Annotated in this window: 22 protein-coding genes and 1 pseudogene; 15 read left to right on the forward strand and 8 right to left on the reverse strand. The window is 62.9% G+C overall.

Going from position 1 to position 24,884, the window contains the following annotated elements:
* Nucleotides 1–4 precede the first annotated feature (4 nt).
* The 9 genes from NJC38_RS23005 to NJC38_RS23045 all read left to right on the forward strand — a co-directional run bounded on the left by NJC38_RS23005 (nt 5) and on the right by NJC38_RS23045 (nt 10,836).
* On the forward strand, nt 5–1,996 hold the full coding sequence (locus NJC38_RS23005) for an LPS biosynthesis protein (protein WP_045493352.1): 1,992 nt from the start codon (nt 5–7) through the stop codon (nt 1,994–1,996).
* Entirely contained in the window at nt 1,996–3,174 is a 1,179-nt protein-coding gene (locus NJC38_RS23010) for a glycosyltransferase (protein WP_045493354.1), read from the forward strand. The genes NJC38_RS23005 and NJC38_RS23010 overlap by 1 nt, the downstream gene beginning before the upstream one ends.
* Nucleotides 3,175–3,177: 3 nt before the next feature.
* Entirely contained in the window at nt 3,178–4,494 is a 1,317-nt protein-coding gene (locus NJC38_RS23015) for a cellulase family glycosylhydrolase (RefSeq protein ID WP_253117246.1), read from the forward strand.
* A 2-nt stretch (nt 4,495–4,496) separates the two neighbouring features.
* A complete protein-coding gene (locus NJC38_RS23020) occupies nt 4,497–5,714 on the forward strand; it encodes a glycosyltransferase family 4 protein (protein ID WP_253117247.1) in 1,218 nt (405 codons plus the stop codon).
* Nucleotides 5,705–6,805, forward strand: a complete 1,101-nt coding sequence (locus NJC38_RS23025; RefSeq protein WP_253117248.1) for a glycosyltransferase family 1 protein — start codon at nt 5,705–5,707, stop codon at nt 6,803–6,805. The genes NJC38_RS23020 and NJC38_RS23025 overlap by 10 nt, the downstream gene beginning before the upstream one ends.
* Nucleotides 6,805–8,220, forward strand: coding sequence for an O-antigen ligase family protein (locus tag NJC38_RS23030; RefSeq protein WP_045493360.1), 1,416 nt, complete (start codon nt 6,805–6,807; stop codon nt 8,218–8,220). The genes NJC38_RS23025 and NJC38_RS23030 overlap by 1 nt, the downstream gene beginning before the upstream one ends.
* Entirely contained in the window at nt 8,217–9,038 is an 822-nt protein-coding gene (locus NJC38_RS23035) for an acyltransferase (RefSeq protein ID WP_253117249.1), read from the forward strand. Before NJC38_RS23030 ends, NJC38_RS23035 begins: the two co-directional genes overlap by 4 nt.
* A gap of 9 nt (nt 9,039–9,047) precedes the next feature.
* A complete protein-coding gene (locus tag NJC38_RS23040; protein WP_253117250.1) occupies nt 9,048–10,463 on the forward strand; it encodes a lipid II flippase MurJ in 1,416 nt (471 codons plus the stop codon).
* 190 nt (nt 10,464–10,653) lie between these two features.
* The gene (locus tag NJC38_RS23045; protein WP_253117251.1) at nt 10,654–10,836 is read left to right on the forward strand and encodes a hypothetical protein; all 183 of its coding nucleotides are present in this window, start codon (nt 10,654–10,656) and stop codon (nt 10,834–10,836) included.
* Between the two features lie 11 nt (nt 10,837–10,847).
* On the opposite strand, the gene NJC38_RS23050 is transcribed toward NJC38_RS23045, so the two are convergent.
* Nucleotides 10,848–11,801, reverse strand: a complete 954-nt coding sequence (locus NJC38_RS23050) for a LysR family transcriptional regulator (RefSeq protein WP_253117252.1) — start codon at nt 11,799–11,801, stop codon at nt 10,848–10,850.
* Nucleotides 11,802–11,911: 110 nt separating this feature from the next.
* Here NJC38_RS23050 and NJC38_RS23055 point away from each other — a divergent pair, with 110 nt between their 5' ends.
* Entirely contained in the window at nt 11,912–12,781 is an 870-nt protein-coding gene (locus tag NJC38_RS23055) for a CAP domain-containing protein (protein WP_253117253.1), read from the forward strand.
* 184 nt (nt 12,782–12,965) lie between these two features.
* Here the strand turns inward: NJC38_RS23055 and NJC38_RS23060 are convergent, their stop codons facing one another.
* The gene (locus NJC38_RS23060; RefSeq protein WP_253117254.1) at nt 12,966–13,883 is read right to left on the reverse strand and encodes a LysR family transcriptional regulator; all 918 of its coding nucleotides are present in this window, start codon (nt 13,881–13,883) and stop codon (nt 12,966–12,968) included.
* Nucleotides 13,884–14,008: 125 nt separating this feature from the next.
* On the opposite strand from NJC38_RS23060, the gene NJC38_RS23065 reads away from it, so the two are divergent.
* The 3 genes from NJC38_RS23065 to NJC38_RS23075 all read left to right on the forward strand — a co-directional run bounded on the left by NJC38_RS23065 (nt 14,009) and on the right by NJC38_RS23075 (nt 16,680).
* Entirely contained in the window at nt 14,009–14,767 is a 759-nt protein-coding gene (locus NJC38_RS23065) for a 5-oxoprolinase subunit PxpA (protein WP_045493378.1), read from the forward strand.
* 69 nt (nt 14,768–14,836) lie between these two features.
* A complete protein-coding gene (locus NJC38_RS23070) occupies nt 14,837–15,709 on the forward strand; it encodes an allophanate hydrolase subunit 1 (protein WP_253117255.1) in 873 nt (290 codons plus the stop codon).
* On the forward strand, nt 15,706–16,680 hold the full coding sequence (locus tag NJC38_RS23075; RefSeq protein ID WP_045493384.1) for a biotin-dependent carboxyltransferase family protein: 975 nt from the start codon (nt 15,706–15,708) through the stop codon (nt 16,678–16,680). The genes NJC38_RS23070 and NJC38_RS23075 overlap by 4 nt, the downstream gene beginning before the upstream one ends.
* Nucleotides 16,681–16,704: 24 nt before the next feature.
* On the opposite strand, the gene NJC38_RS23080 is transcribed toward NJC38_RS23075, so the two are convergent.
* Nucleotides 16,705–17,817 (reverse strand): MBL fold metallo-hydrolase, encoded by a 1,113-nt coding sequence (locus NJC38_RS23080; protein ID WP_253117256.1) that lies wholly within the window; start codon nt 17,815–17,817, stop codon nt 16,705–16,707.
* A 133-nt stretch (nt 17,818–17,950) separates the two neighbouring features.
* Between NJC38_RS23080 and NJC38_RS23085 the strand changes: the two genes are divergently transcribed.
* The gene (locus NJC38_RS23085; RefSeq protein WP_045493389.1) at nt 17,951–18,574 is read left to right on the forward strand and encodes a TetR/AcrR family transcriptional regulator; all 624 of its coding nucleotides are present in this window, start codon (nt 17,951–17,953) and stop codon (nt 18,572–18,574) included.
* A gap of 579 nt (nt 18,575–19,153) precedes the next feature.
* Here NJC38_RS23085 and NJC38_RS23090 read toward each other — a convergent pair.
* From NJC38_RS23090 to miaE, 4 genes and pseudogenes are all read right to left on the reverse strand, one after another.
* Nucleotides 19,154–20,704, reverse strand: a pseudogene (locus NJC38_RS23090) (DHA2 family efflux MFS transporter permease subunit); the annotation flags it as partial.
* 51 nt (nt 20,705–20,755) lie between these two features.
* A complete protein-coding gene (locus NJC38_RS23095) occupies nt 20,756–21,961 on the reverse strand; it encodes an HlyD family efflux transporter periplasmic adaptor subunit (RefSeq protein ID WP_253117258.1) in 1,206 nt (401 codons plus the stop codon).
* 72 nt (nt 21,962–22,033) lie between these two features.
* On the reverse strand, nt 22,034–22,522 hold the full coding sequence (locus NJC38_RS23100; RefSeq protein WP_253117259.1) for a MarR family transcriptional regulator: 489 nt from the start codon (nt 22,520–22,522) through the stop codon (nt 22,034–22,036).
* A gap of 152 nt (nt 22,523–22,674) precedes the next feature.
* Nucleotides 22,675–23,286 (reverse strand): tRNA isopentenyl-2-thiomethyl-A-37 hydroxylase MiaE, encoded by a 612-nt coding sequence (gene miaE / locus NJC38_RS23105; RefSeq protein WP_045493401.1) that lies wholly within the window; start codon nt 23,284–23,286, stop codon nt 22,675–22,677.
* Between the two features lie 140 nt (nt 23,287–23,426).
* Here miaE and NJC38_RS23110 point away from each other — a divergent pair, with 140 nt between their 5' ends.
* A complete protein-coding gene (locus NJC38_RS23110) occupies nt 23,427–24,290 on the forward strand; it encodes a universal stress protein (protein WP_253117260.1) in 864 nt (287 codons plus the stop codon).
* Between the two features lie 14 nt (nt 24,291–24,304).
* On the opposite strand, the gene NJC38_RS23115 is transcribed toward NJC38_RS23110, so the two are convergent.
* The gene (locus NJC38_RS23115) at nt 24,305–24,775 is read right to left on the reverse strand and encodes a DUF1289 domain-containing protein (protein ID WP_253117261.1); all 471 of its coding nucleotides are present in this window, start codon (nt 24,773–24,775) and stop codon (nt 24,305–24,307) included.
* Between the last annotated feature and the right edge of the window lie 109 nt (nt 24,776–24,884).

Here is a 24,884-nt window from a genome sequence, read left to right on the forward strand (position 1 = left end):
AGACATGATCAGTATCCGTTCCTTTCGCGACCTGCTGCGCCTGTTCTTTATTTTCCGGCGAGAGGTCCAGACCACCGTCCTGGTGAGCTTCATCATCGTCGTGCTGGGCGCTTTCATTCTGCCCAACCGTTATGAGTCCACTGCCCTGCTGCTGGTCAAGCCGGGCCGCGACAGCAGCACGGTGCCGATCGAATTGTCCAACCGCCAGGCCATCGTGGTGCCCAGCGCCATGCGCGACCCACTACTCGATGAAGAGCGCATGCTGACCGGTCGACCCATCACCCGCACGGTGGCCGAGCAATACCTGGCGAAAATGTCCGAAGCCCGGCAGGACGCGGGCTTCATGACCTCGGTGAAGAACCTGCTCAAGGACTCGGTGTATGCCGTGGTCGATACCGGCCACAAGTTTCTGGAACTGATCGGTCTGGTCGAGCGGCGCTCCCAGATCGAGCGACTCGCCGAGTCCCTCGAAAAAGGCTTCAAGGTTCGCCACGATCCGGGCTCTTCGGTGATGGAGCTGACCTTCACCTGGGATGACCCGGCGGTGGCCCAGGACGTGCTGCGCCACTGGATCGAGGAGTATCAGGTACAACGCACCAAGACCCTGGGCCGGGTCAGCCTGTATGCCTTCTTCGACACCGAGGTCAAGGAAACCGGCGCCAACATCATCGCCTACAAGCAACAGATCCAGGCCTACCTGAACCAGCTCAGTGCGGTGAGCATCGCCCAGCGTCTGGCCGACACCTCTCAGGGTCTGAACGATCTGCGCACCGAGCGTAACAACACCATCCGCGCCATCGCCTCGACCAAGGCCGGCCTCGACACCCTGAGCAAACAACTGGCCAGCCAGCCCAAGACCGTCTCGGCCGGCCGCGAGCTGTCACTCAACCCCAACCGCCAGGACCTGCAGAACCGGATCAACGCCAAGGAAGTCGAGCGCCAGGAACTGCGTCGTTCGTTCCGCGACACGGCGCCGCCGGTCAGGGCTATCAACGAGGAAATCGACAATCTCAAGCAACTGCTCAAAGAGCAGGACGCGACCATCCAGCGTTCGGAAAGCATCACTCCCAACCCGATCTACAACCGCATGCAGAACGTCTACGCCGACCAGCAGACCAGCTACGCAAGGCTGCAGACGCAACTGGCCCAGCAAGACGCACAACTGGCACAACTGGAAAAGGACCGGCTGCTGGCCTTGAGCCTGGAGCCGGAGCTGTCACGCCTGCAGAACGAGCTGGATGCCGCCGAAAAAAGCTACGCGTTGTACAGCGACAGCCTGGAAAAAGCGCGCATCGACCGCGAGCTGGATAACAGCCAGATCAGCAACATCGCGTTGATCGAAGAAGCCACCTTCAACCCCAGCCGGGTCTTCCCCAAGAGCCTGCTGATGCTGGTGCTGGCCTTGCCGCTGAGCTTGCTGGTGGGTCTGCTGGCGCTGTACTTCTTCTACCTGCTCGACCAGCGCATCCACGATGGCGAAAAAATCGAGAGCCGCTTTGGCGTGCCGGTGTGGACCAGCCTGCCAGACCTGGAGCGCGCCCAGGAACGCAGCGCGGCGTTCACCTCGCACCTGCACCGGGTCTACGGCATCCTGCCGCTGGGCCAGGTCAAGGAGCGCGGCCTGGCGATCGGCTTTACCTCTGAACACAAGGGCGAAGGGGTGAGGTTCGTCATCGAGCGGCTTGCCGCCATGCTGGCCGAACATGGCCATACCGTGCGCACCGAAGGACCAGGGCCGGCCAGCCCCGGCGAGATCGTGCTGATCAATGCCTCGGGCCTGTATGGCAACGACAAGACCTTCGTACTGCTGCGTGAAGCCGACCTGATTGTGCTGATCGTGCGCGCAGAACAGACCACCGTGCCGATGCTCGAAGACGCGCTGACCACCCTGAACACCGCCTTCAAGCGGGTCGACGGCATCATCCTCAACCGCCGCCGCTTCGAAGTCCCGGAGAAAGTACTGAAGTTTTTCAAACGCATCGGGAGTCGTGGCTGATGCGCGTGGCCCTGATCGCCCCATTGCCGCCCGAGCAGAACGGCATCGCCGACTATGCCGGCCATTTGCGCAACGCCCTGCAGGCGCTGGACGTGGAGGTGGTCACGCCGTTGCAAGGCGTGGGCAACGATCCGCGCCAAGCCCGCCAACGCATCGCCGACAGCAATTGGCAAGGCATTGACCTGGTGCATGCCGAAATCGGCGGCGGACGGCTGGCCGAGTTCCGCGCCTTGCAGGCGCTGCGCGAGCGTTTCGCCCAACTGCCGTTGACCGCCACAGTGCATGACCCGGAACGGCTGGTGTGGCGCCTGGAAAAGCTGCCCTGGCCGCTGTCACTGGCCGAACACCTGCCCTCGCCCGTCCCTCAGGCAGCCACCCTGCTGGCTGACCCGTTGTGCCTGCGCGAGGAACGCCAGCTGGCGCGCAGCATGACCCGTCTGGTGACGCTGACCCGCGCCGGCAGCCAGAGCCTGCGCCAGCGCATGGGCTTGCACGAGCAACAAATGGTGGTGATCAACCACGGCAATCTGGCCATCGAGCCACAGCCGCTGCCGCCGCTCCAGCCGCTGCGGCTGTTGTACTTCGGTTTTATCTATCGCGGCAAAGGCATCGAAGACTTGCTCGACGCGCTGGCCAGCCTTTTTGTCAGCCAGCCGGCCTTGCGCGCCAAAGTGCGTCTGACCCTGGCCGGTGGCAGCGAGCCGGAAATGGCTTTCGCCAGCAAGGGCAGCTACCTCGAGGAGCTGCGCCTGCGCATTCGTCAGTTGGGCTTGAGCGACCTGATCGACTGGCAACTTGACCTGCCTGGCGACCAGATTGCCCCGCTGATCCAGGCCCATCATCTGATGGTGCTGCCGTACCGCGAATCCAGCAAGCTCAGGCTGCTGGGCGAATTGCGCGGCACCAGCGGCGCACTGTCGTGGGCAGTGGCATGCGGCCGCGGGGTGATCACCTCCGACGCCCGCTCGTTTGCCGAAGAGGTGTCGCACGGCAACGGCACGATCTACCCGCAAGGTGATGTGCAGGCGTTAAGCAAGGCCCTGGCGCAAGTTTGCAGCGACCCTCAGTTGGCTGCGCAGTGGGCTGCCAGCGCTGCGCAACTGGGCCAGGCCCGGCAGTGGCAGCACACCGCCGAACGTTTCCGCGACATGTTCCGCCAGGCCTGCGGGCAGAGGTGAACCATGCTGAATGGCACATGCAAAAAATGGCTGTACTGCGCATTGCTGGCCGCAAGCCTGGCGCCGTCTGCGGCACTCAAGGCCGAAACGATCCTCAAGGCCTCGCGGCCGGTGGAGTGGCAGGATTTTCTCGGTGTCAATGTGCAGTTCCCGTACTTCAGCCCGGACATCTACCAGCAACAGATGAACCGCCTCGACGCACTGGGCCTGAACTGGGTGCGCCTGACCCTGCACTGGCCGCTGATCGAGCCGCGCAAGGATCAACTGGAACTGAGCACCGTGGACGCCGCAATGAGCGCGATGCACGAGCGCGGTTACAACGTGCTGGCGTATCTGGTCGGCTCGGCGCCGTTTGCCAGCAGCGCACCGGCCAATGCCGAAGGCCGCGACCAGTTTCCGCCAACCGACTTCGGCCTGTTCGCCACCCGCATGGCCAGCCTCGCCCAGCGCTATCCACAGGTGAACACCTGGCAAGTATGGAACGAGCCCAATATTGTCTGGCGCCCCAAGGAAGACCCGGTGGCCTATGCCCGTCTGCTGGCCGTCAGCACCGAGGCGATTCGCAAGGCCGTGCCCGGCAAGCCGGTGGCCACCGCCGGCATGGCCTATTACAGCCAGATGCACAGCACCCCCGGCTACATGTTGCAGACCCTGGTCGATGGCGGGCTGGGTCAGCAGAACGTGGTCGCGGCCTATCACCCCTACTCCGAATACCCTGAAGGCGACTCGCCAGCCGACCGGGATTTTCTGGTGCGCGGCAACGCCATGAACCAGTTGCTGCACAGCAATGGCGTGCAACAGGTGTGGGCCACCGAATGGGGCTGGTCGAGCTACGCAGGACCGGTGGAAATGCAGGCGATCATCGGTTTGCGTGGCCAGGCCGACTACACCCTGCGGCGCCTGGCACTGATGAGCACGATGGACTACCAGCGCATTTTCCTGTTCAACCTCAGCGACCTGGACGAACGCGCCACCGCCCGTGACCAAGGCTATGGACTGGTGGACCTGCAAGGCAATCCGAAACCTGTGTACCTGGCGTTGCAGAACTTCCTGAAAATCACCGGCCCGCGCTTGTTGCCCGCCGACCCGCCGGCGGTCAGCAGCGTGCCCCGCGACCTGTACGCCGTGTCATGGAGCCGCCCGGACGGCAGCCAGTTACTGATGACGTGGAGCGCTTCGGCCGCCTCGCTGAGCTTCCCGAGGATTTTCGATGCGGTGCTGCACGACCCGCTGGACGGCACCCGCACCTCACTGGCCAACCGCCAGGGCATTACCCTGACGCTCAAGCCGTCCCTGCAGATTCTGGAGTGGAAGCCCTGACCATGCGCATCCTCTGGACCCTGCCCTATCTGCCGTGGCCGACCACCAGTGGCGGCAAGACCCGGGAATATCACCTGCTGCGCAACCTGGCTGCGCGCGGTCACCGGATTACCTTGCTGGTGCAATCCAAGACCGCCCTGGAGCAAGACTGCCGACAGGCCATGGAACCTTGGCTGGAACGCCTGATCGTGCTGCCGCGTCGACCGCTGCGCAGCCTGCGCACGCTGCTGGCCGTCGGCCTGGCGCCGGTGCCGATGCTGGCCAGCGTCAACGGCTACGCGCCGCAACTGGAGCAGGCGTTCGAAACCCTGCTGGAGGAACACTGGGACGTGATCCAGATTCAACACACCTACGCCTTCCAGCCGTTCGAAGCCGCGCTCAAGCGCAACGGCAAGCCGTTCATTCTCACCGAACACAATGTCGAATCGGCGCTCGGTGCAGCCAGCTACGACAAACTGCCCGGCTGGCTGGCGCCCTTCACCTGGTACGACCGCTGGCGTTACCGGCGCTGGGAAACCCGGGTGTTCCGGCAGGCCAGCGAGCTGATCTCGGTGACCGAAGCCGACGCCAAGGCGCTGTCCAGGCTCAGTGGCAAACCGGTGTCGATCGTGGTCAACAGTGTCGATTGCGGCTACTACGCCAGCGTGCATCCCGACCGCGAGGGCAGCAACCTGCTGTTTATCGGCAACTATGAATATGCGCCGAACGTCGATGCCGTGCATTGGGCGCTGGACACCATCATGCCCCGCGTATGGGCGCTCAAGCCCGACGTGCGGCTGACCATCGCAGGCTTCGCCCTGCCCGCTGCATGGCGCGAACAATGGCCTGACCCGCGCCTTGAATGGCTGGGCTACGTTCCTGACCTGCGCGCCCTGCAAAGCCGCTCGACGCTGTTCTTCGCGCCGCTGCGCCAGGGCGGCGGCTCGAAGCTGAAAATTCTCGAGGCCATGGCCGCCGGCCTGCCGGTGGTGACCACTGCCCAAGGTGTCTCGGGCCTGGCGGTCAGGCACCAGGAACATTATCTGGGCAGTGAAGACCCCCAAATGCTGGCGCAACTTATCGCCGACTACCTCGACACGCCGCTGCGCCTGGCACAGATCGGCGAGGCCGGCCGCGACTATGTGCGCTCGCGGCACGACTGGTCGGTTTCAGCAGCCCAGCTCGAAGGGATTTACACCCGGCTTACGCCCCCGACGCCAGGAGTGCGCCCATGCGTATAGGACTCGATTATCGCGCCGCCGCGGGTTATCCCGTCAGCGGCATCGGCCGCCAGAATTTTGCTCTGGAAGATGCGCTGCGCAGCCATCCCGGCTCCAGCCTGCAACTGTTCGGCGTGGCGCCAAGCGACCACCCGGTGCGCCGGCGCCTGCATGCCCCGCGCTGGTCAGCGCCAATCGACTCGGTGCACCGCCTGCCTGAGCGGTTCAAGTTCGAAGGGTTGTTTCTGCCTGGCGCACTGCGCGACGCCGAGGTGCAGCTGTATGTTGCCAATATCAACATGGGCCTGCCGCTGGGCCGCAAGCCGCCAGGCTTGAAGTACGTGCTGCAATTGCATGACCTGTTCCAGTTAACCGAGAACAACCACCACGGCTCACAACTGAAGGCACGGGTCTACCGGTTCACCGACCGGCTTTCGATCATCCACTCATTAAAGGTTGCCGATCAGGTCTGGGTGCCGTCGCAGTACACCGCCAACGAGACCCTGCGATTGTTCCCATGGGTGGCAGGCAAGCTGCGGGTATTGCCGCACCTGGTCGAGGGCTTTGCCGGGGAGCCGGCAGATATCAGCGCCTTGCAGTTACCCGAGCGCTATTGGCTATGCGTCGGCACCCGCGAGCCGCGCAAGAACATGGCCTGGTTTGTCGAAGCCTGGCAGACCGCCCGGCGGCGCTACCCGAACATCCCCGAGCTGGTGCTGGTCGGCGGTGATGACGCCCTGCATCCCAATCAGCGCGGCCTGGCCGGCCTGCATGTGCTGCGCGGAATTGGTGACGACAAGTTGCATGCCGTGTATCAGCAGGCCGAACGCCTGTGGCACCCATCGCGGGCTGAAGGTTTCGGCCTGCCGGTGATCGAGGCGCTGAGGGTCGGCACGCCGGTGGCGGTGGCCAGCGGCAGTTCGCTGGATGAAATCACCCCGCCCGACAGCCCGCGCTTTGCGCCCGCTGACTCTGACGCACTGATTCGGCTGATGGGCGTGCTCGCCAGTGCCGCCAGCGAAGACTCGCAGCCGCTCAAGGACTGGGCTGCGCGCTATGGCCGCGAGGCATTCAGGCAGCGGGTTCACGCGGCCCTGGAGGAGTTGCGCTAATGCCCATTGCCCTGCCCGTCGGGCTGATCCTGGCGCTATTCATCGGTCTGTTGATCTGGCTGGCACCGGTGCCGATGGTGCTGCTGGTGCTGGCCGGGCTGGCCTCGGTCGTCACGGTGATCCGCCGCCCGACCCTGGGCCTGCTGCTGTTTTGCGTGCTGGGCACCTTCATCCCCTACTCCACCATCCAGATCGGCGTGCGGACCACGGTTTCCGAAGCGATGATCATGCTGACCTGGGCCAGCTACCTGTTGCAGGCGATGTTCTTCGACCAGCCCAAGCGCCCGCCCATGCAGCGCACTGAGCGGCTGCTGCTGATGCTGATGCTGTTCAGCGCCTTTCCGTTTCTGGTCGGTCAGGTTTCAGTGGTGGCCGAGGGCAATGGGCCGATCAACTGGGTGCGCTGGCTGTTCAATCTGTCGATCCTGTTTCTGGTGCCGCGCCTGCTGCTCGAGCGCCAGACTCTGGAGCAACTGATCATGTGCCTGATGCTCGGCACCCTGGCGATGTTGCTGATGTCGATTCCGGTGTTTCTTGCCGAGCGCAGTGCCACCGCGATGATCCCGATCCTCGGCGTACTGGGCTACAGCGGCGTGGATGTACTCAATAGCAGCCTGTTGGCGCTGGCTGACCGGATGGGCTCACCCTGGATGCACCCGAACGTGGCCGGCGGCGCTCTGGCAATGCTGTTGCCGCTGGCGTTCTGCTACGGCCTGAGCCGCAGCGGCGGACCGCGCAGCATCGCCCTCGCCGTTGCCGTGCTCGGCGTGATCGGGCTGCTGCTGACCGGCTCGCGGGGGGCGTTGATCAGCCTGGTCGCGGTGATGCTGTGGATGGCCCGCCGACGCATCCCGCACCTGGGGCGCATCCTGCTCGGCGGGGTGTTTGCCGGCACTGCGTTGCTGCTGCTCTATCCACCGCTGCAGGACCGGATCATGAGCCTGTTCTCCGACGATGACGTCAGTACCGCGATCCGCTTCCTGGAATACAGCCACTTCCCTGATGCGGTGGCCATGTTTCCGTTCGGCATCGGCTTCAAGGTCGACCCGCCGGTACTCAACTACACCGAATTCGGGATTTCCAACCTGTGGCTGAACTTCGTCTACAAACTCGGCCTGCCGGGCATGCTGCTGTTCATTGCCATCACCACAAGCTGGTGGAAGCAGGTGCGGCCGGCCAAGGGCCCTATCGTGCTGACCGCTGACAACTGCATTGCGCTGGGCACCACCTGCGGCGTGCTGGCGGCGCTGTTCAGCGGCCTGTTCGACCACTATTTCAGCTTCACCCCGGTCCTGAGTGCGTTGTTCTGGCTGTTCGTCGGCATCAGCCTGCACGAGAACCGGCGCCTGCACCAACAGGCCATCGCCTCATTCAAATCCCACGTTGCCAGACCCGAACAGGGAGAGCGCCCATGAAACATCGCCTGATGCACTCGCACAATCTGCGACAGGCCCTGCCCGAATACGCCGAGAAAATGGGCGTCAGCCTTGATGATCTGCAAGCGGCTTATGAATGGATGCTGGCCAACGAGGTGTGTTTCGAGACCCAGGTCAAAGACACCACGCTGTCGTTCATCTGCTACCTGAATATCGAGCCGCGCATCGAGCATCCGTTGGCACGGCGGTTCTATCGCCTGCTGGCCAGTGAGATGCACGGTGCATTGATTCCGCTGTACGGTATCAACTGGCCGACCCTGCGCGACCGCATGCTGCGGGTCTGGGAGCAGCTCTACAACATGCTCATCTGCAAGCTGCCCAGCCATCATCTGCGCCTGGCCTGGTTGCGCCTGGGTGGCGCCAAGATCGGCAAGGGCTCCACCGTGTGGCGCAACACCGAAATTCTCGGCGTGGACAGCTTGCGCATCGGCGATGACAGCACCGTGGGCTGGCACTGTCAGTTGGATGCCCGCGGCGGGCTGATCATCGGTGACCACGTCACCATCGCCTCTCATGTGCTGATCATCGCCGGCGGTCATGACCTGAAAGAGCCGGAGTTCTGGGCGGTCGGCGGGCCGGTATGGATTGGCGACTACGCCTGGATCTGCAGCCGCGCACTGCTGTCGTTCGGCGCTGACATCGGGGAAGGTGCGGTGGTGGGCGGGGCCAGCGTGGTCTCCAAACCGATCCCGCCCTACGCCATCGTCAGCGGGCCGAATGCCGAAATCAAAGGCGAGCGCGCCCGCAACCTCAATTACAAGGTGGGCGGCAAAGGCCTGTTCACCTTGTTCCACTGACCCACCGCAATGCTCGGTTCGACCCTGTGGCTGACCCTGGCCACCCTGACCGGCCTGGCGGCAGGTTTTGCCCGCGAGTGGCTGCTGGTGGCGGCTTGGGGGGCTGGCAGCCAGAGCGATGCATTTCTGGTGTCGATGTTCCTGCCCGAAGCCCTGCGCATGTCACTGGCCGGCGGCTTGCTCAGCGCCGCCGCCCTGCCGCTCTATCAACAGCGTGACGACCAGCGGCAACGCCGTTGGCTGGCAGCGCTGACTACCCACCTGCTGTTGGCCGCGTTGCTACTGAGTGGTTTGCTGAGTCTGGGTGCCGGGTTGTGGGTGCGTTTGATCGGGCCGGGCCTGGACACCGGAGCCTATGACCAGGCAGCCGGCAGCCTGCACTGGCTGGCCTGGTGCGCACCGGGTTTTGTCCTGCATGGATTGCTGTGCGTGCCGTTGCAGGCCAGCGCAAGGTTTGTCCTGGCCGGGCTGGGTTCGCTGTTGTTCAACCTGCCGCCGGTGGTGTATCTGGCGATCATGGGCCAGGCGGCAACGCCCGATGGCGTGGCGGGCGCCTGCCTGCTGGGCAGTCTGCTGATGCCCGGGGTGTTGCTGCCCAGCCTGTATCGCCTGGGCTGGCGACCGTGGCGCGGCGACGCAGAGCCCGGCGCACTGCGCGAGTTACTGCAACGGATGGGGCCGCTGCTGGGCAGCAACCTGGCCAGTCAGGGCCTGGCGTTACTGGAGCGAATGGTCGCCTCGCTGCTGGGCGAAGGTGCGGTGACCTGGATCAACCTGGCGCGCAAGTTGATCAACCTGCCGTTGATTGCGCTGATGAGCCTGAACCAGGTGCTGCTGGGGTTGATGAGTGGCAGCGCCGGTCAACAACGCCTGGCGCTGCTGCGCCGCGGGCTGGCCAGCGCCACCTTGCTGACCTTGCCGGCCGTGGCCGGGTTGATCGGCGCAGCCGGCGCGCTGGTGGTGTTGTTGCTGCCGCAACAGACCCACGCGGCGCCATTACCGGAACTACTGGCCTGGTTTGCCACGCCGCTGTTGTTCAACGCCTGGAATGCCTTGCTGGCGCGCTATGCCTACGCAGGCGGCGATACCCGTCTGCCGCTCGGTTGCGAGTTGGCCGGCAGCCTGTGCAACGCGCTGCTGCTGGGGCTGTTGCCGTGGTGGTTGGGCGTTGAGGGAATTGCTTTGGCTGCCTTGGGCGGCGCACTGCTGACCGGAATCTTGCTGTTACGCCGCCAAGGGCTTGGCCAGGTCGCGCCATGGCGCAGCCACTGGCCGCTGGCAGCGCTGGCGATGGGCGTTGCGGCGCTGGTGTTACATCCCTTGCAGTCAGTGCAGCTGCAACTGGGGCTCAGTACTTTGTATGGATTTTTGTTGCTGACGGGTATGGCACTGTGGCTTAAACCCTGGCGGGCGGATCTTGGTTAAAACCGGTTGCAGAGCAATCAGGTTTGCACGCGGCGCGCCTTCGGGCGATGGAAAATCCTTCATCGTGTTGCTTGAACTGCAGGTTTCGCCCGCTTGCTCCGGTCTTGGTCCCGCCCTTCGGGACGGGATTCCCTCATTCCGACACCGCAGAACCGGTACGCGCCGATGTGCCGTCCTGGCACAGCGGCGCTTGCTCGGCATCCATGCCTCGCACCCAATTCTGCGGCGCCTCCATTCGGCCAGCGCCAATCGTCGCGTTCGGCGGCGTCTGTGCCATCTCGGCTCAAAGATCAACGGCAACGGCAACGGCAACGGCAACGGCAACGGCAACGGCAACGGCAACGGCAACGGCAACGGGGAGCCTGTTCCCTAAACTGATCGGCATTACCCCGCAGAACCAGTCGCTTCTATATTTCCCGCAGCGGCTACCGGCTTGCCCTGATACCCCGAACAGATCCGCTTCAACGTCTGGCGCAGCCAACGATGGGCCGGGTCTTTATCGAACCGTGGATGCCAGGCCTGGATGACCACCACTTGTTCCAGCTCCAGCGGCAGTTCGAAGGCGCGCATGCGCAAGCCCATGGTTTGCAGGCCCCAGATCACCGGCTCCGGCAACGGCAACAACAGGTCGGAGTCAGCAATACCAAAGATCGCCGAGTGAAAATGCGGGGTGATCAATGCCACCCGACGTTGCAGGCCCAACGCCGCCAGGGCAGTATCGATCGGGCCACGGGCACGGCCGCGGCGTGACACGCTGACATGGTCGTAGGCAGCCAGGCTTTGCGGGGTAATGGAACCTGTAAAAATCGGATGCTCTTCGCGCGCCAGGCCGCAAAACCTCGAAGTGAACAGGTTCTGAACCTTGATTTCGGGACCGAAGTTACGCCGTGAGGCGATATACAGATCGATACGCCCTTCCCTCAAGGCATCGTCGTCATCGGCCCCCTCGGGCACAAAGCGCAAGGTGCAGCCTGGCGCGTCTTCACGCAGGGCATCCATCAGGCGGGCACCGAACGAACCGAAAAATACGTCGTTCGAGCGCACGTTGAAGCAGCGCTCCAGAGTGCTCATGTCGACCTCGTCGCGGGCCTGAAACACTTGCGCAGCCTGTTCGACCAGTTCGCGGACCTGGGCTTGCAAGGCCAGCGCCCTGGGCGTGGGCACCAGCCCACGGCCGGCGCGCACCAGCACCGGATCGCCCAGCGCCTCGCGAATGCGCGTCAGGGTACGGCTCATCGCCGCCGGGCTCAGGTGCATGCGCCGCGCCGCACCGACCACGCTGCCTTCCTCGAGCAAGGCATCAAGTGCGATCAAAAGATTAAGATCCGGGAGCAGCATGGCATCATCCGTTGTCAGAGGCGGTGATGATAACGCGAAGCACAAGCCAGACGGGTCGCTCCCGCCACGCAAATCGCGCATCATGTGCAGTGTGCTGAATGGAGAACGTCATGCGCTTGATATCCACTGTAGTGCCGCTTGCGGCGTTGTCTTTGAGCCTGTCGTTCAGCGCCATGGCCAACGCCGGCGAAGAAACCCGCCTGCTGGAGGCGATCAACAGCTACCGCAGCCAGGTTCAGCCTTGTGGCAATCAGGCCTCGGCCGAGCTACCGCCGCTGGCGGCCGACCCGCGTCTGATCATGCCGGTGAGCAACACCAGCGATCTGCAGCAAGCCATGACCCGCGCCTCTTACCCGATGGTCACCGTGCAGGCCATCACCCTGTCCGGCCCGCGGGATGCCGATGCCGCCATGCAGGCGGTGCGCGAAAGTTTCTGCCAAGTGGTACTTGATCCGCAGTTTGTCGATATAGGCGTGAGCCGTGAAGGTCGCGACTGGCGCATTGTTCTGGCTCGGCCACTGCTGACCGCACGGTTGCGCGACTGGCAGAGTGAAGGACAAGCCTTGTTGAGCTTCGTCAACACCGCTCGCAGCCAGCCCCGCCAGTGCGGTACCCAGGCCTTCGATGCGGCCCAGCCGCTGGCCTGGAATGCCAGCCTGGCCGGCGCCGCCGAAGGCCATAGCCGCGCCATGGCCAACAATAACTTTTTCGATCACAAAGGCCGTAATGGCGATACCCCGGGCGACCGGGTCGAGCTGGCGGGCTATCAGGCCCAGCAAGTGGGAGAAAACATCGCCGCAGGCCAGGATAATGCGCGCAAGGTGGTCGACGGCTGGCTGGCCAGCCCCGGCCATTGCGCAACCCTGATGACCCCGGCGTACCGGGAACTGGGCGCAGCGTACGCCGCCGATCCGAAAAGCGATGCCGGCATCTACTGGACCGCGCTGTTCGGCACGCCTTCGGGTAACGCCAGCGAATAATCTGGAAGGCCGTTGAAAAACGTAGGCGAGGCAGCCAGTGCAAGGCAAAAACAGGCGAGCAAGCGCAGTTTACGGGTTGTAAATGAGCATTTGACCGGGCTGGCGTTCCAGCCTGTTTTTAACGCAGCAATGGCGCGCGTAGCGCCGTCGGCGCCCAGCCAGCAGGTAGTTTTTCAACAGCCTGTTAGCGCCGCACCGCCATACTCTGCGGAGCCAGAAACGCCTCGTTGAAATACGTGCGCACCACCTGCATGACCGGGCTCAGTTCCCGTTCGCGGTGCCAGGCCAGGCCGACACTCATCGGCGGCACCCCGTCGCTGACCGTCCGGGTCTCGATGCGCTTGCCCTCCAGCGACCATGGGCGGTGCACCAGGTCCGAGAGAATCGCCACCCCGCTGCCATTGGCGACCATGCTGCGCACCGCCTCCACTGAGCTGGTCCGCACCCGCACATCGGGTTGTTGCCGGGCCTGGCGCCAATAACGCATGGCACTCTCTTCAGCCTCATCGACGGTCAGCAAGATAAACGGCTCGCGGGCGATATCGGCCAGGCTCACCAGCGGCTGCTCGCACAACCGATGACGGCTCGGCACCCACAGCCGACGCTCGGAGTTGAACAGGGTTTCGGAAACGATATCGGGGTGCGTAAGGTTGGCGGTCAGCACCACAGCCATGTCGAAACAGCCGTCCAGCAGCCCTTGTTCGATGGCTTGACGCTCGCGCTCATGCACTTTGATCTGTACGGCCGGGTGCAGCTGTTCCAGACGTTGCAGGTGGTGGGGCAGAAAATAACCGATCACCGTGTAACTGGCAGCCAGATTCAACACCCCCTTGGCACAGGCATTGGGCATCGGGCTGCTCAACGCATCATCGACACTGCGCAGAATCACATAGGCATGATTGAGAAAGTGCCGGCCGGCGTCGGTCAGGCTCATGCCCTGGGCCGAGCGCTGGAACAGCAAGGTGCCGAGCATGCTTTCCAGTTCCTTGATCGCCGTGGTGACCGCCGACTGGGAAATATTCAGGTGTATGGCGGCCTGGGAAATCTGCCCGATTTCTGCGGTAGCGACGAAGTAACGTACCTGGCGCAAGGTCAGAGACATTCAGCCTCCCGGCATTAGCTATCTGTTTTTCAGATGACACCCCCTCTATTAATAAATCTTCCCAAGGGGGCGCTGCAAAATCTAACGTGCCAGCCATGCACTCACAAGGACAGGGAGCAATTTGTATGCAGTCAGTGGACTTCAATTCGGACATGGGTGAGAGCTTCGGCCCGTGGACCATTGGCGATGGGGTCGATAACGAACTCATGGCACTGATCAGTTCCGCCAATATCGCCACCGGTTTTCACGCTGGCGACCCCGGCACCATGCGCCGTACGGTCGAGCGGGCGAAAAGCCTCGGCGTGGGCATCGGCGCCCATCCGGGCTTCAGAGACCTGGTGGGTTTCGGCCGCCGCCACATCAATGCCCCGGCTCAGGAACTGGTCGACGACATGCTCTATCAGTTGGGCGCACTGCGGGAAATCGCCCGCGCTCAGGGCGTCGGCCTGCAGCACATAAAGCCGCATGGCGCGCTGTTCATGCACCTGGCCCGCGACGAGGAGGCCGCACGGCTGCTGGTCGAAAACCTGCAGCGCCTCGAACCGCAATTGCTGCTGTATTGCCTGCCCGGCTCGGTGATTCATCGGGTCGCGCAAGAACTCGGCCAGCCAGTGGTGCGCGAATTCTATGCCGACCGTGAATATGATCTGAGCGGCTCGATCGTATTCACCCGCAACGTGCGTGCGTTTGATCCGGCGGTGGTTGCCGCACGGGTGCTGCGCGCCTGCCAGCAAGGTCTGGTGCGCACCGTCGAAGGTCAAGACCTGGCGGTTTCGTTCGATTCGGTCTGCCTGCACAGCGACACGCCCGGCGCGCTGGACCTGGCTGAAGCCATCCGGCAGATGCTCGATGAGGCAGGCATACAGGTAAGATCACCGCGCTGAACCGGTACGCTGGCAGATATCCAGATCTGCCAAGCGACTTTGCGCTCAATCATTCCAGGAGGAACATGCATGGACCAACCGATCCGCTATAGCTTTGGTGCCGACGAGCACCTGTTTGCGGAAGTCAGCGAGAGCATGTCGCTCGAAGCGTTTTTCAAGGGCATGGCGATTACCCGTGCGGTGGAACGCCTGGAGCTGGACGGCGTACTCGACGTCTGTCTGGCCAACGCCTCGTTTCAGATCCGCTTCGACCCGGACCGGATTGCCCCACACACCCTGCTCGACGCCGTCAAAGGTGCCGAAGCCGGTGCCGTGGCCGAGCGCAGTCTGCACACGCGAATCATCGAAATTCCGGTGCTGTACAACGACCCGTGGACCCATGAAACGCTGATGCGCTTTCGTGACCGCCACCAGGACCCGGATGCCACCGACCTTGAGTACGCGGCACGCATCAACAACCTGGCCGATACCGAGGCGTTTATCACGGCCCACAGCGGCGCGCCCTGGTTCGTCTCGATGGTCGGCTTCGTCGCCGGTCTGCCGTTCATGTTCCAGATGGTTGAACGCCAACGCCAGCTCCAGGTGCCCAAGTACCTGCGCCCCCGCACCGACACCCCGAAACTGACCCTGGGTCACGGCGGCTGCTTCGCCTGCATTTATTCGGTACGCGGGGCGGGCGGTTACCAGATGTTTGGCGTGACCCCGGCGCCGATCTACGATCCACAGCAGCAATTGCCGTACTTGCAAGAGCACATGGTGTTCTTCCGCCCCGGTGACATCGTGCAGTTCAAACCCATTGACCGGCAGACCTACGATCAGGCGGTGGCCGATGTCGAGGCCGGGCATTTCGATCTGCGTATTCGCCCGGTGGAGTTTTCACTGGACGCCTTTCTCGCCGACCCGACCGGCTATCCACAGACGCTGCTGGAGGTGCAGGCATGATCAAGGTCCTCAAACCCGGCCTGGCCACGTCCGTGCAAGACCTCGGCCGCGAGGGTTACTACCATTTGGGTATCCCGCCCTCCGGCGCATTGGACCAGTACGCCCTGAGCGCTGCCAACCGGCTGGTCGGCAACCCGGCCAATAGCGCCGGGCTGGAGTGCACCCTGGTCGGGCCGGAACTGCAATTCGAGCGCGATGCATTGGTGGCGGTGTGTGGCGCGCAGATGATGCCGCGTCTTGATGGCCAGCCCATGCATCCCGATACCGCTTTTGCGGTCAAGGCCGGTCAGGTGCTGCGTTTCGACTTTCCCACCGCCGGCGCACGGGCTTACCTGGCGGTTTCAGGTGGCATCGATGTGCCGGTGGTGCTGGGCAGCCGCGCCACCTATACCCTGGGCGCACTGGGCGGTTTCGCCGGGCGTTGCCTGATGGCTGGCGACCGCCTGCCACTGGGTGCGGAGCACGGCAAGGGCCGACCTGGCGCCAGCTTGCCCATGGCGCTGCGCCAGACCTTGGGCGGTGAAGTGGTGCTGCGCGTGGTACCGGGCCTGTATTACCACCGGCTGAGCAAAACCGCCGCCAGAGATTTCTTTGCCGACTCCTGGACCGTCGGCTCCGAAGCCGACCGTATCGGTTATCGCTTCAAAGGCAGCAGTGCACTGAGCTTCGAGCCTCGCGAACAACCGTTTGGCGCCGGTTCCGATCCGTCGAACATTGTCGACAGCTGCTACCCCATCGGGTCGATCCAGGTGCCGGCCGGGCTGGAACCGATCATCCTGCACCGCGATGCGGTGTCCGGTGGCGGCTACGCGATGATCGGCACGGTCATCAGCGCCGACCTGGACCTGGTGGGCCAGATGCAACCGAACCAGAAGGCGCGCTTTGTCGAGGTGACTCTGGAGCAGGCATTGGAGGCGCGGCGCTCGTGGAAAAAACGCCTGGCCTGTCTGGAGCAACTCTTCCCATCCTGAGCCCCGGCAACGACTGCACGGGTGTCAGGCACTCTGCCGACGTCCCACGCATCGTCCGCGACAGTCCTGACTGCGTGCCGAAGCCTCAGGCATTTGTGCCTGGGGCTGCGCGGCCTCATCGACTTCCAGCCACCAGGTATCACCACGACTGGGGTATTGCAGGTAAAACGGCTGGCCCATCATGGGGGTGGTGATGTTGACGTTGTTCTCCCAGGCCAGCGCCAGAATCCGGTCGAAAGGCTCGTGCCAGGTGTGCATCGACAAATCAAAGGTGCCGTTATGGATCGGCAGCAGCCAGCGCCCGCGCAAGTCCTTGTGCGCCTGCAAGGTTTCTTCGGGCTGCATGTGCACCATCGGCCACTCGACGTTGTAGGCGCCGGTTTCCATCAGGGTCAGATCGAACGGCCCATACTGCTCGCCGATGCGTTTGAAACCGTCGAAGTAACCACTGTCGCCACTGAAGAAGATGCGTTGCTCGCCGTTGAGAATGCTCCAGGAACACCACAGGCTGCGGTTGCCATCCCACAGACTGCGCCCGGAAAAGTGCTGCGACGGCGTGGCGACGAACTCGATGCCGGCCACTTGCGTGGACTGCCACCAGTCCAGTTGCCGAACCTTGCTGGCCGGCACCCCCCACTCCACCAGGGTATCGCCCACACCTAACGGTGCCAGGAAATACTCAGTCTTTTCCTGCAAAGCCCTGATGCTCATGCGGTCGAGGTGGTCGTAATGGTTGTGCGAAAGGATCACAGCCTTGAGCGGCGGCAGATCCTGCAGGCTGATCGGCGGCTGGTGAAAGCGTTCCGGGCCGGCCCATTGCACGGGCGAGGCGCGGTCGGCAAACACCGGGTCGGTGAGCCAGAACTGGTTGCGCAGTTTCAGCAACACCGTGGAGTGACCCAGCCGATAGACACTGTTGTCCGGTGCCGCCAGCAGTTGCTGGCGCGACAGCGGCTGGAGCGGAATCTGCCCGGCAGGCCGGGTGCCGGCCGGTTTGTTGAACGCCTGATCCCAGAACACCCGCAGCGTACGTAGCAGGCTGAGCGGTTTCATCGGCGCATGGTTGCGGTAGCGTCCCTGTTCGCGAGACAGAATGGGCAAGCTGGAGACGTCCGGGTTTCGGTGGGTCTTGGCCATGATGCGCGGGCTCCTGGAAGCAGGTTTCACGTGACAATTACACTACACGGTGTAGTTTTAAGCTTGCAGGAATGATGCAGACAAGTAAACTGCCGAGTGTAATTTTCTCTAAACGCACGTTTGAAGCCGACCTATGACCGCCCCCGTACGCCTCACCGACCAGAAACGCGAAGCCATTACCCTGGCGGCGATCGCCGAGTTTCGCGACCGGGGCTTCGAGGTCACGAGTATGGACCGGATCGCGGCGCGAGCGGAGGTGTCCAAGCGTACGGTCTACAACCACTTCCCGAGCAAGGAAGAACTGTTCGCCGAAATTCTCCGGCGCCTGTGGAGTTGCGCAGCACCGGCACCGGACGCCAGCTACAGCAGCGAGCGCGGCCTGCGCGAGCAGTTGCGCGATCTTTTAAAGGGCAAGATGGCGACCCTCAATGACCCGCACTTTCTGGATCTGGCGCGGGTGGCGTTTGGCGCCACCATTCATTCACCGGATCGCGCCCAGACCTGGGTCAATCGCCTCAACGAGCGTGAAGAGGCGTTCACTGTGTGGATTCGTGCCGCCCAGCAGGACGGGCGGCTGAAGCCGCTGGAGCCGGAGTTCGCGGCTACCCAGATCCATGCCCTGCTCAAGTCGTTCGCTTTCTGGCCGCAGATCACCCTCAATGCGCCGCTGCTCAGTGCCGACAAACAACACGAGGTGGTGGAGTCGGCGCTGGATATGTTTCTGGGCTGGTATGAGCTGCGGGGCCAGGTTTTGTAGGAGCGGCCGGGCGGCGATCCGCTTTAGCCGCGAATTGGCATTTAGAGCGATGGAAAATCTTTTCTCGCGGGGGCTGGGCTGCAGGTTTCGCCCAAAGTAACCAAAGGCATTGCTCCTGGCTTGGGTCCGCCCTGCGGGCGAACTCCCCTCCGTCCGGCATCGATTCGGCCTGCACCCAAGTCGCGATTTGCGTCGTCTGTGCCAGCTCGGCTCGAAGATCAAAAGCAACGGCAACGGCAAATTAAGGCCGGACACTGCTGCTCTTGAAATGCGGTCTTGCAGGCGCAGACGATCGCGACGTTTGGTGCAGGCCGAATGCAAGCGCCGCGTAGGGGGAATAAGGGCCATGGATGGCCCGTTAGCCACGATGGGCCATGGACGGCCCTTCGTGGCGGCCCCCGAAGCGGTGCTGGAATGAGGGTACCCGCCCCAAGGCGGGGCCAAACCTGTCGCAATGGTTTCCCCCCTTTGCCGAAACAAAGGGGGTCGTCCGCCAGGACGAAACACGGCGGCCGATCAAGCACCATCAACCTTCAGGAATGCATCGCGACTAACGCCGCGACGATGCAAGTCGAAAGATTAGTGCCCGCCGCCGCCCGGTGGCGCGGCCTTGGCAGTGAACGGCGGTCTGGCGAACCAGACCAGCAGGATCAAGCCCATGAAAATCCACGCCAGCAGGTAGAAGTAGTCCACCGTGGACATCATGTAGGCCTGGCTGCTCAGGGTCTGCTCGATCTGCGCGTAGGCCTGTGGCCCGGCGCCGCCGAGGCTGTCGAGGGTCTGGCGGGTGACCGGGTCGTAGTTGCTGATATTTTCGCTCAGGTACGCATGATGCTGATCAGCGCGGCGGATCCAGATCCAGGTGGTCAGCGACGCGGCGAAGCTGCCGCCCAGGGTGCGCAGGAAGGTCGCCAGCCCCGAGCCATCGGCGATCTGCTGCGGCGGCAGGTCCGAGAGCAGGATGCTTAAGGTAGGCATGAAGAACAACGCCACGCCAATACCCATGAACATCTGCACCAGCGCGATGTGCTGGAAATCCACTTCGTGGGTGAACCCGGCACGCATGAAGCACGACAGCCCCATGGCAAGGAACGCCAGCCCGGCCAGCAGACGCAGGTCGAAGCGATGCGCGTATTTGCCCACCAACGGTGACAGCAACACCGGCAGGATGCCGATCGGCGCCACGGCCAGGCCGGCCCAGGTGGCGGTATACCCCATCTGGGTCTGCAACCACTGCGGCAAGATCAGGTTGATGCCGAAAAACCCGGAATAGCCGCACACCAGTACCAGGGTGCCGATGCGAAAGTTGCGGTAAGCAAACAGCCGCAGGTTGACGATGGGGTGGCGGTCGGTCATTTCCCAGATCACGAACACCGCCAGGGCGACCAGCGAGATCAATGAACCAATGACGATAAAGCCCGACTCGAACCAGTCCAGGTCGTTGCCCTTGTCGAGCACCACTTGCAAAGCGCCCACGCCAATGATCAAGGTAATCAGGCCGACATAATCCATCGGCTGGCGGCTGGTGTTGACCGGCCGCCTGGCCATCTGGGTCTTGACCACAAAGGCTGCGAACAAACCGATAGGAATGTTGATAAAAAAGATCCACGGCCAGCTGTAGCTGTCGGTGATCCAGCCGCCCAGAATGGGTCCGGCAATCGGCGCCACCACCGTGACCATCGCCAACAGCGCCAGGGCCATGCCGCGCCTGGCCGGCGGATAGATCGCAATCAGCAGGGTCTGGCTCATCGGGTACAGCGGGCCGGCCACCACCCCCTGCAATACCCGAAAGCCCACCAGCTCGGGCATCGACTGCGAGATACCGCACAAGAACGAGGCCAGCACGAACAGCAACGTTGCCCAGATGAACAGCTTGACCTCGCCAAACCGGCGGCTCAGCCAGCCGGTCAGCGGCAAGGCGATGGCGTTGCTCACCGCAAACGAGGTGATCACCCAGGTGCCTTGTTCGGAGCTGACCCCCAGGTTGCCGGAAATGGTCGGCAGCGCGACGTTGGCGATGGTGGTGTCGAGCACCTGCATGAAGGTCGCCAGCGACAGACCGATGGTACTGAGCAACAGGCTCGGCGGGGTGAATGAAGCGGGAGCGTTCTGACTCATCGCGAATCCCTTGACACATGAACGGTGCCCCGGCCGGCTGGCCGGGGCATGGGGATCTTTCGATCAGCGCTGCACGGTGGCTTTGCTGGCCGCAGCGCTGTTGTCGTGGATCAGTTGGGCGATTCGCGCATCGGCATCGGCCAGTTGCCGGTCATACACCTGGGTGCTGAAGCTCGGCTGCTTGGGCGGCTGCTGGGCCAGCACCGGGCCGTTCTGGTCATGCAGGTTGACCTCAACGGTGGTCGACAGCCCAATGCGCAGCGGGTGTTCGGCCAGTTCCTGAGGATTGATATGAATGCGCACCGGCACCCGCTGGACGATCTTGATCCAGTTGCCGGTGGCGTTCTGCGCCGGCAGCAAGGCGAAGGCACTCCCGGTACCGGCGCCCAGGCTGTCGATGGTGCCGCTATAGGTCACGTCGCTGCCGTACAGGTCGGCGTGAATCTCCACCGGCTGGCCGATACGCATCTTGCCCAGTTGGGTTTCCTTGAAGTTGGCATCAATCCATAGCTGGTCGAGGGGAATTACCGCCATCGTTGCGGTGCCGGGCTGGATACGCTGGCCCAATTGCACATTGCGTTTGGCCACATAACCGGTAACAGGCGCCACCAGCGTGGTACGAGCATTGGCCAGCCAGGCCTGGCGCAACTGCGCCGCGGCAGCCTTGACGTCTGGGTGCGAAGAAACGTGCGTATCGTCGACCAGCGCCACGCTGCTGGCCAGTTGTTGCTGCACGTTGTTCAGGGCGCTTTGCGCGCTGATCAGATCATCCTTGGCATGCGACAGCTCTTCCTGAGAAATCGCCCCGCTGCTCGCCAGGCTGCGCCGCCGGTTGTAATTGTCCTGGGCCTTCTGCACCGCTGCACGCTGGGCTGCCAGCTGTGCCTTCATGCCATCGACATTGCTGTACAAACCCCGCACCTGACGTACCACCCGGGCCAGATTGGCCTCGGCGCTCTGCAGGCCGACCTCGGCATCGCTGGGGTCGAAGCTGAGCAGCACCTGCCCTTCACGTACCAGGTCACCGTCATCGGCGCCGATACTGATCACCGTGCCGGTGGTCTGCGGAGTGATGGACACCACATTGCCGTTGACGTAGGCATCGTCGGTGCTTTCCTGCCAACGACCATAGAGTTCATGCCAGGCCCAGACACCCAGGCCACCGGCGACCACCAGGGCCGCCAGCCCCAGTAGCAACACTTTACGCTTGCCGGAAGCCTGATCCTTGGTGGTGGCAGCGGATGAAGATTCAGCAGCGGAAGTCGCCATGATGGTTACCTTGTCAGCAAAACAGTTAAAGGCCGGGGGCTCTGGCGCAAACCATGAGCGTTGCGCGGCAGGTCATGGTCCGGGGGCGGACTTGAAGCTCAGGCGCGTCAGGGTGATGTGGTCATCAGCGGCCACCAGCAGCTTGGTGAGGATGCGCTGCAGGGTGTCGACTTCGTCCTTGTCCAGTGCCGCAAAGGTGTCATTCATCGCGTCGGCGGCGATACTCGGCAGCAGGTCGGCCAAATGCTGGCCCTTGTCACTGAGCACCAGCCGTACCTGACGCCGGTCGCTGGCGCAGCGACTGCGCACCACCAGACCCTTGTGCTCCAGACGGTCGAGCATGCGGGTCATTGAGCCGCTGTCCAGCGACAGGTGCCGACATAACTCGACCGGTGTGTCAGAGCTGAACTGGGCAATGATGATCAACACCTTGTACTGCGCGAATGTCACGTCATGGGGCAGCAGGTACTTGTCGAGCATCCGGTCTTTGAGGGCGTTGGTACGCCCGACCAGCAAGCCGATAAGACTGGAATCGAAGTTGTCCGCCGAGAAATGTTTCAAAGGATCACCCTAAAAGCTGCCTAGGCAGTTATTTCAAAATATTACTGCCTGAGCAGCTAATGTCAAACTATTCGTTAGCTTGCTTATCAACGCCCGAAAAAAAACGACCGGTGGTCAGCCGGTCGTTCTGTGAGGGGGGGCCGCCTGACGAGTCAGGCCGCGACGGGCACGCCGCTGTGAAAACGGAAATCTTCGTCCGGGCTTTCAATCAGGTCTTTTTCGGCCAGGCGGACCTCTTCGATCTTGGCATCGACATCGTCCTTGTCGCCGTACAGGTAGGCCAGCTTCAGATAGTCCTGAAAATGCCGCGCCTCGGATTTGAGCAGGCTGGCGTAGAACTTGCCGAGTTCCTCATCCAGATGCGGCACCAGCGCCGCAAAACGCTCGCAGGAGCGCGCCTCGACGATGCCGCCGACAATCAGCGCATCGGTCAGGCGATAGGGGTTGTGGTTACGCACCAGCTTGCGCAACGCGCCGGCATAGCGCGCCGAACTGACGTTAGCCATGGGGATGCCGCGTTTGCGGATCAGGCTGATGACCTGTTCGAAGTGACGCAGCTCTTCTCGGGCCAGCCGCGACATCTTGGCCTGCAGGTCAAACTTGTCGTTGTACTGGAACATGAACTGAAACGCAGCGCCGGCCGCCTTTTTCTCGTTGTTGGCGTGATCGATCAGCAGGATATCCAGATTGCGCGTGGCCGCCTGTACCCAGGCATCAGGGGTACGACACAACAGGAACGCTTCGATTTCAGGGATCGGGTACATAGGCTCACGAGGGCGACGGGACAAAGCCGGGCATTATACGAGCGCCTGTTTCATGCACGCCAGCCCGCAGCCAGGTACAGGCGGACTATAGTCATGGCAGTGGTTGTGTCTGAACCGTCGTGATTGAGGAGCAAAACCTCATGCAATCGATCCGTAGCATTCTGGTGGTGATCGACCCCGAGCGTCCCGATAATCTGGCACTCAACCGTGCCCGCCAGATTTCCGGGGTCACCCAGGCTCATCTGCACGTGCTGATCTGCGACAGCAAGCACCCGCATACCCAGCAGCTCAACGAGCTGATGCGCAGCCTGCACGCCGAAGGGTTCACCGCCAGCGCCCAGCAGGACTGGCAAGGGTCGACCTACAAGACCATCATCAAGGCGCAGCAGGCTGAAGGCTGCGGGCTGGTGATCAAACGCCACTGGCCCGACAACCCGCTGAAAAAGGCCCTGCTCACCCCCGATGACTGGAAACTGCTGCGTTATTGCCCAAGCCCGGTGCTGATGGTCAAAAGCGAACGCCCCTGGAGCGGCGCGGTGGTGCTGGCGGCCGTGGATGTCGGCAACGCAGACGAGCCACACAAAGCCCTGCACGAGTCGATTGTCGACCACGGTTACGCCATCGCCAGCCTGGCCAGAGGCGAGCTGCACGTCATCAGCTCATACCCGGCGCCGTCCTTGTCAGCAGCCGACCCGGCCAATCAGGGCGACGGCAGCCTGCAAGCGCGCTACCGGGAACAATGCGTCGACTTTGAGCAGCGCTTCGACATTGCCGACGAACGGCTGCACATTACCGAAGGCCCTGCCGATGTGCAGATTCCGCATCTGGCGCACCGGCTCGGCGCCGCCGTGACGGTGATCGGCACCGTAGCCCGGACCGGCATTGCCGGCGCGTTGATCGGCAACACCGCCGAGGTGGTGCTCGATGCGCTGGAAAGTGACGTGCTGGTGCTCAAGACCGAAGCCATCGTCGAGCATCTGGAGGCATTGCTGGCCCAGACCTGAGGGCATCAGAATAATCAGGCGCCGAGCGCGTCGCGCAGAAAAGACGGGGCGATGTAGCGCTCGTAATGAGCATCGGACAACAGAAAGAACTCGCGGTCGATGGCATCGCGCAGGTCAGGCAGGGTCCAGCAGCGGAACTCCGGCAACAGCACGAAACCGTAGGCCTCGACATTGGTGATGACCCGTGCACCGCGGGCGATCAGTTGATAAGCCCAGCAATATTCGGACTGATGGGCAACAAAGCGGATCTTGCGCTGGGTCAGTTGCCAGCGCAGCTTGTCAGCATCGAAGACTTCGAGCTTGGCGGTCATGACCTGGACCAGCAACTGCTCAAGACGCAGCCATACGGCGCGCTTCTCGGCTTCGCCGTAGCTGTTCCAGTTGACGATCTCGTGATGAAAGCGCTTGCAGCCCCGGCATACCCGGTCACCGAACACGGTGGAGCAAAGGCCGACGCAGGGCGTCTTGATGATCTGATCGGGCATGACGGGCAACGACTGGTGGAACGAGCGGCCATGTTAGCCCTTTGTCTAACAGGGGTCACCCCTCAAGATGTAGGGCCTAACTTACACTGTGCGAAGTTTTGCCGTAGAA

It is taken from the genome of Pseudomonas sp. 21LCFQ010 (assembly GCF_024129905.1).
Lineage (GTDB): Bacteria > Pseudomonadota > Gammaproteobacteria > Pseudomonadales > Pseudomonadaceae > Aquipseudomonas.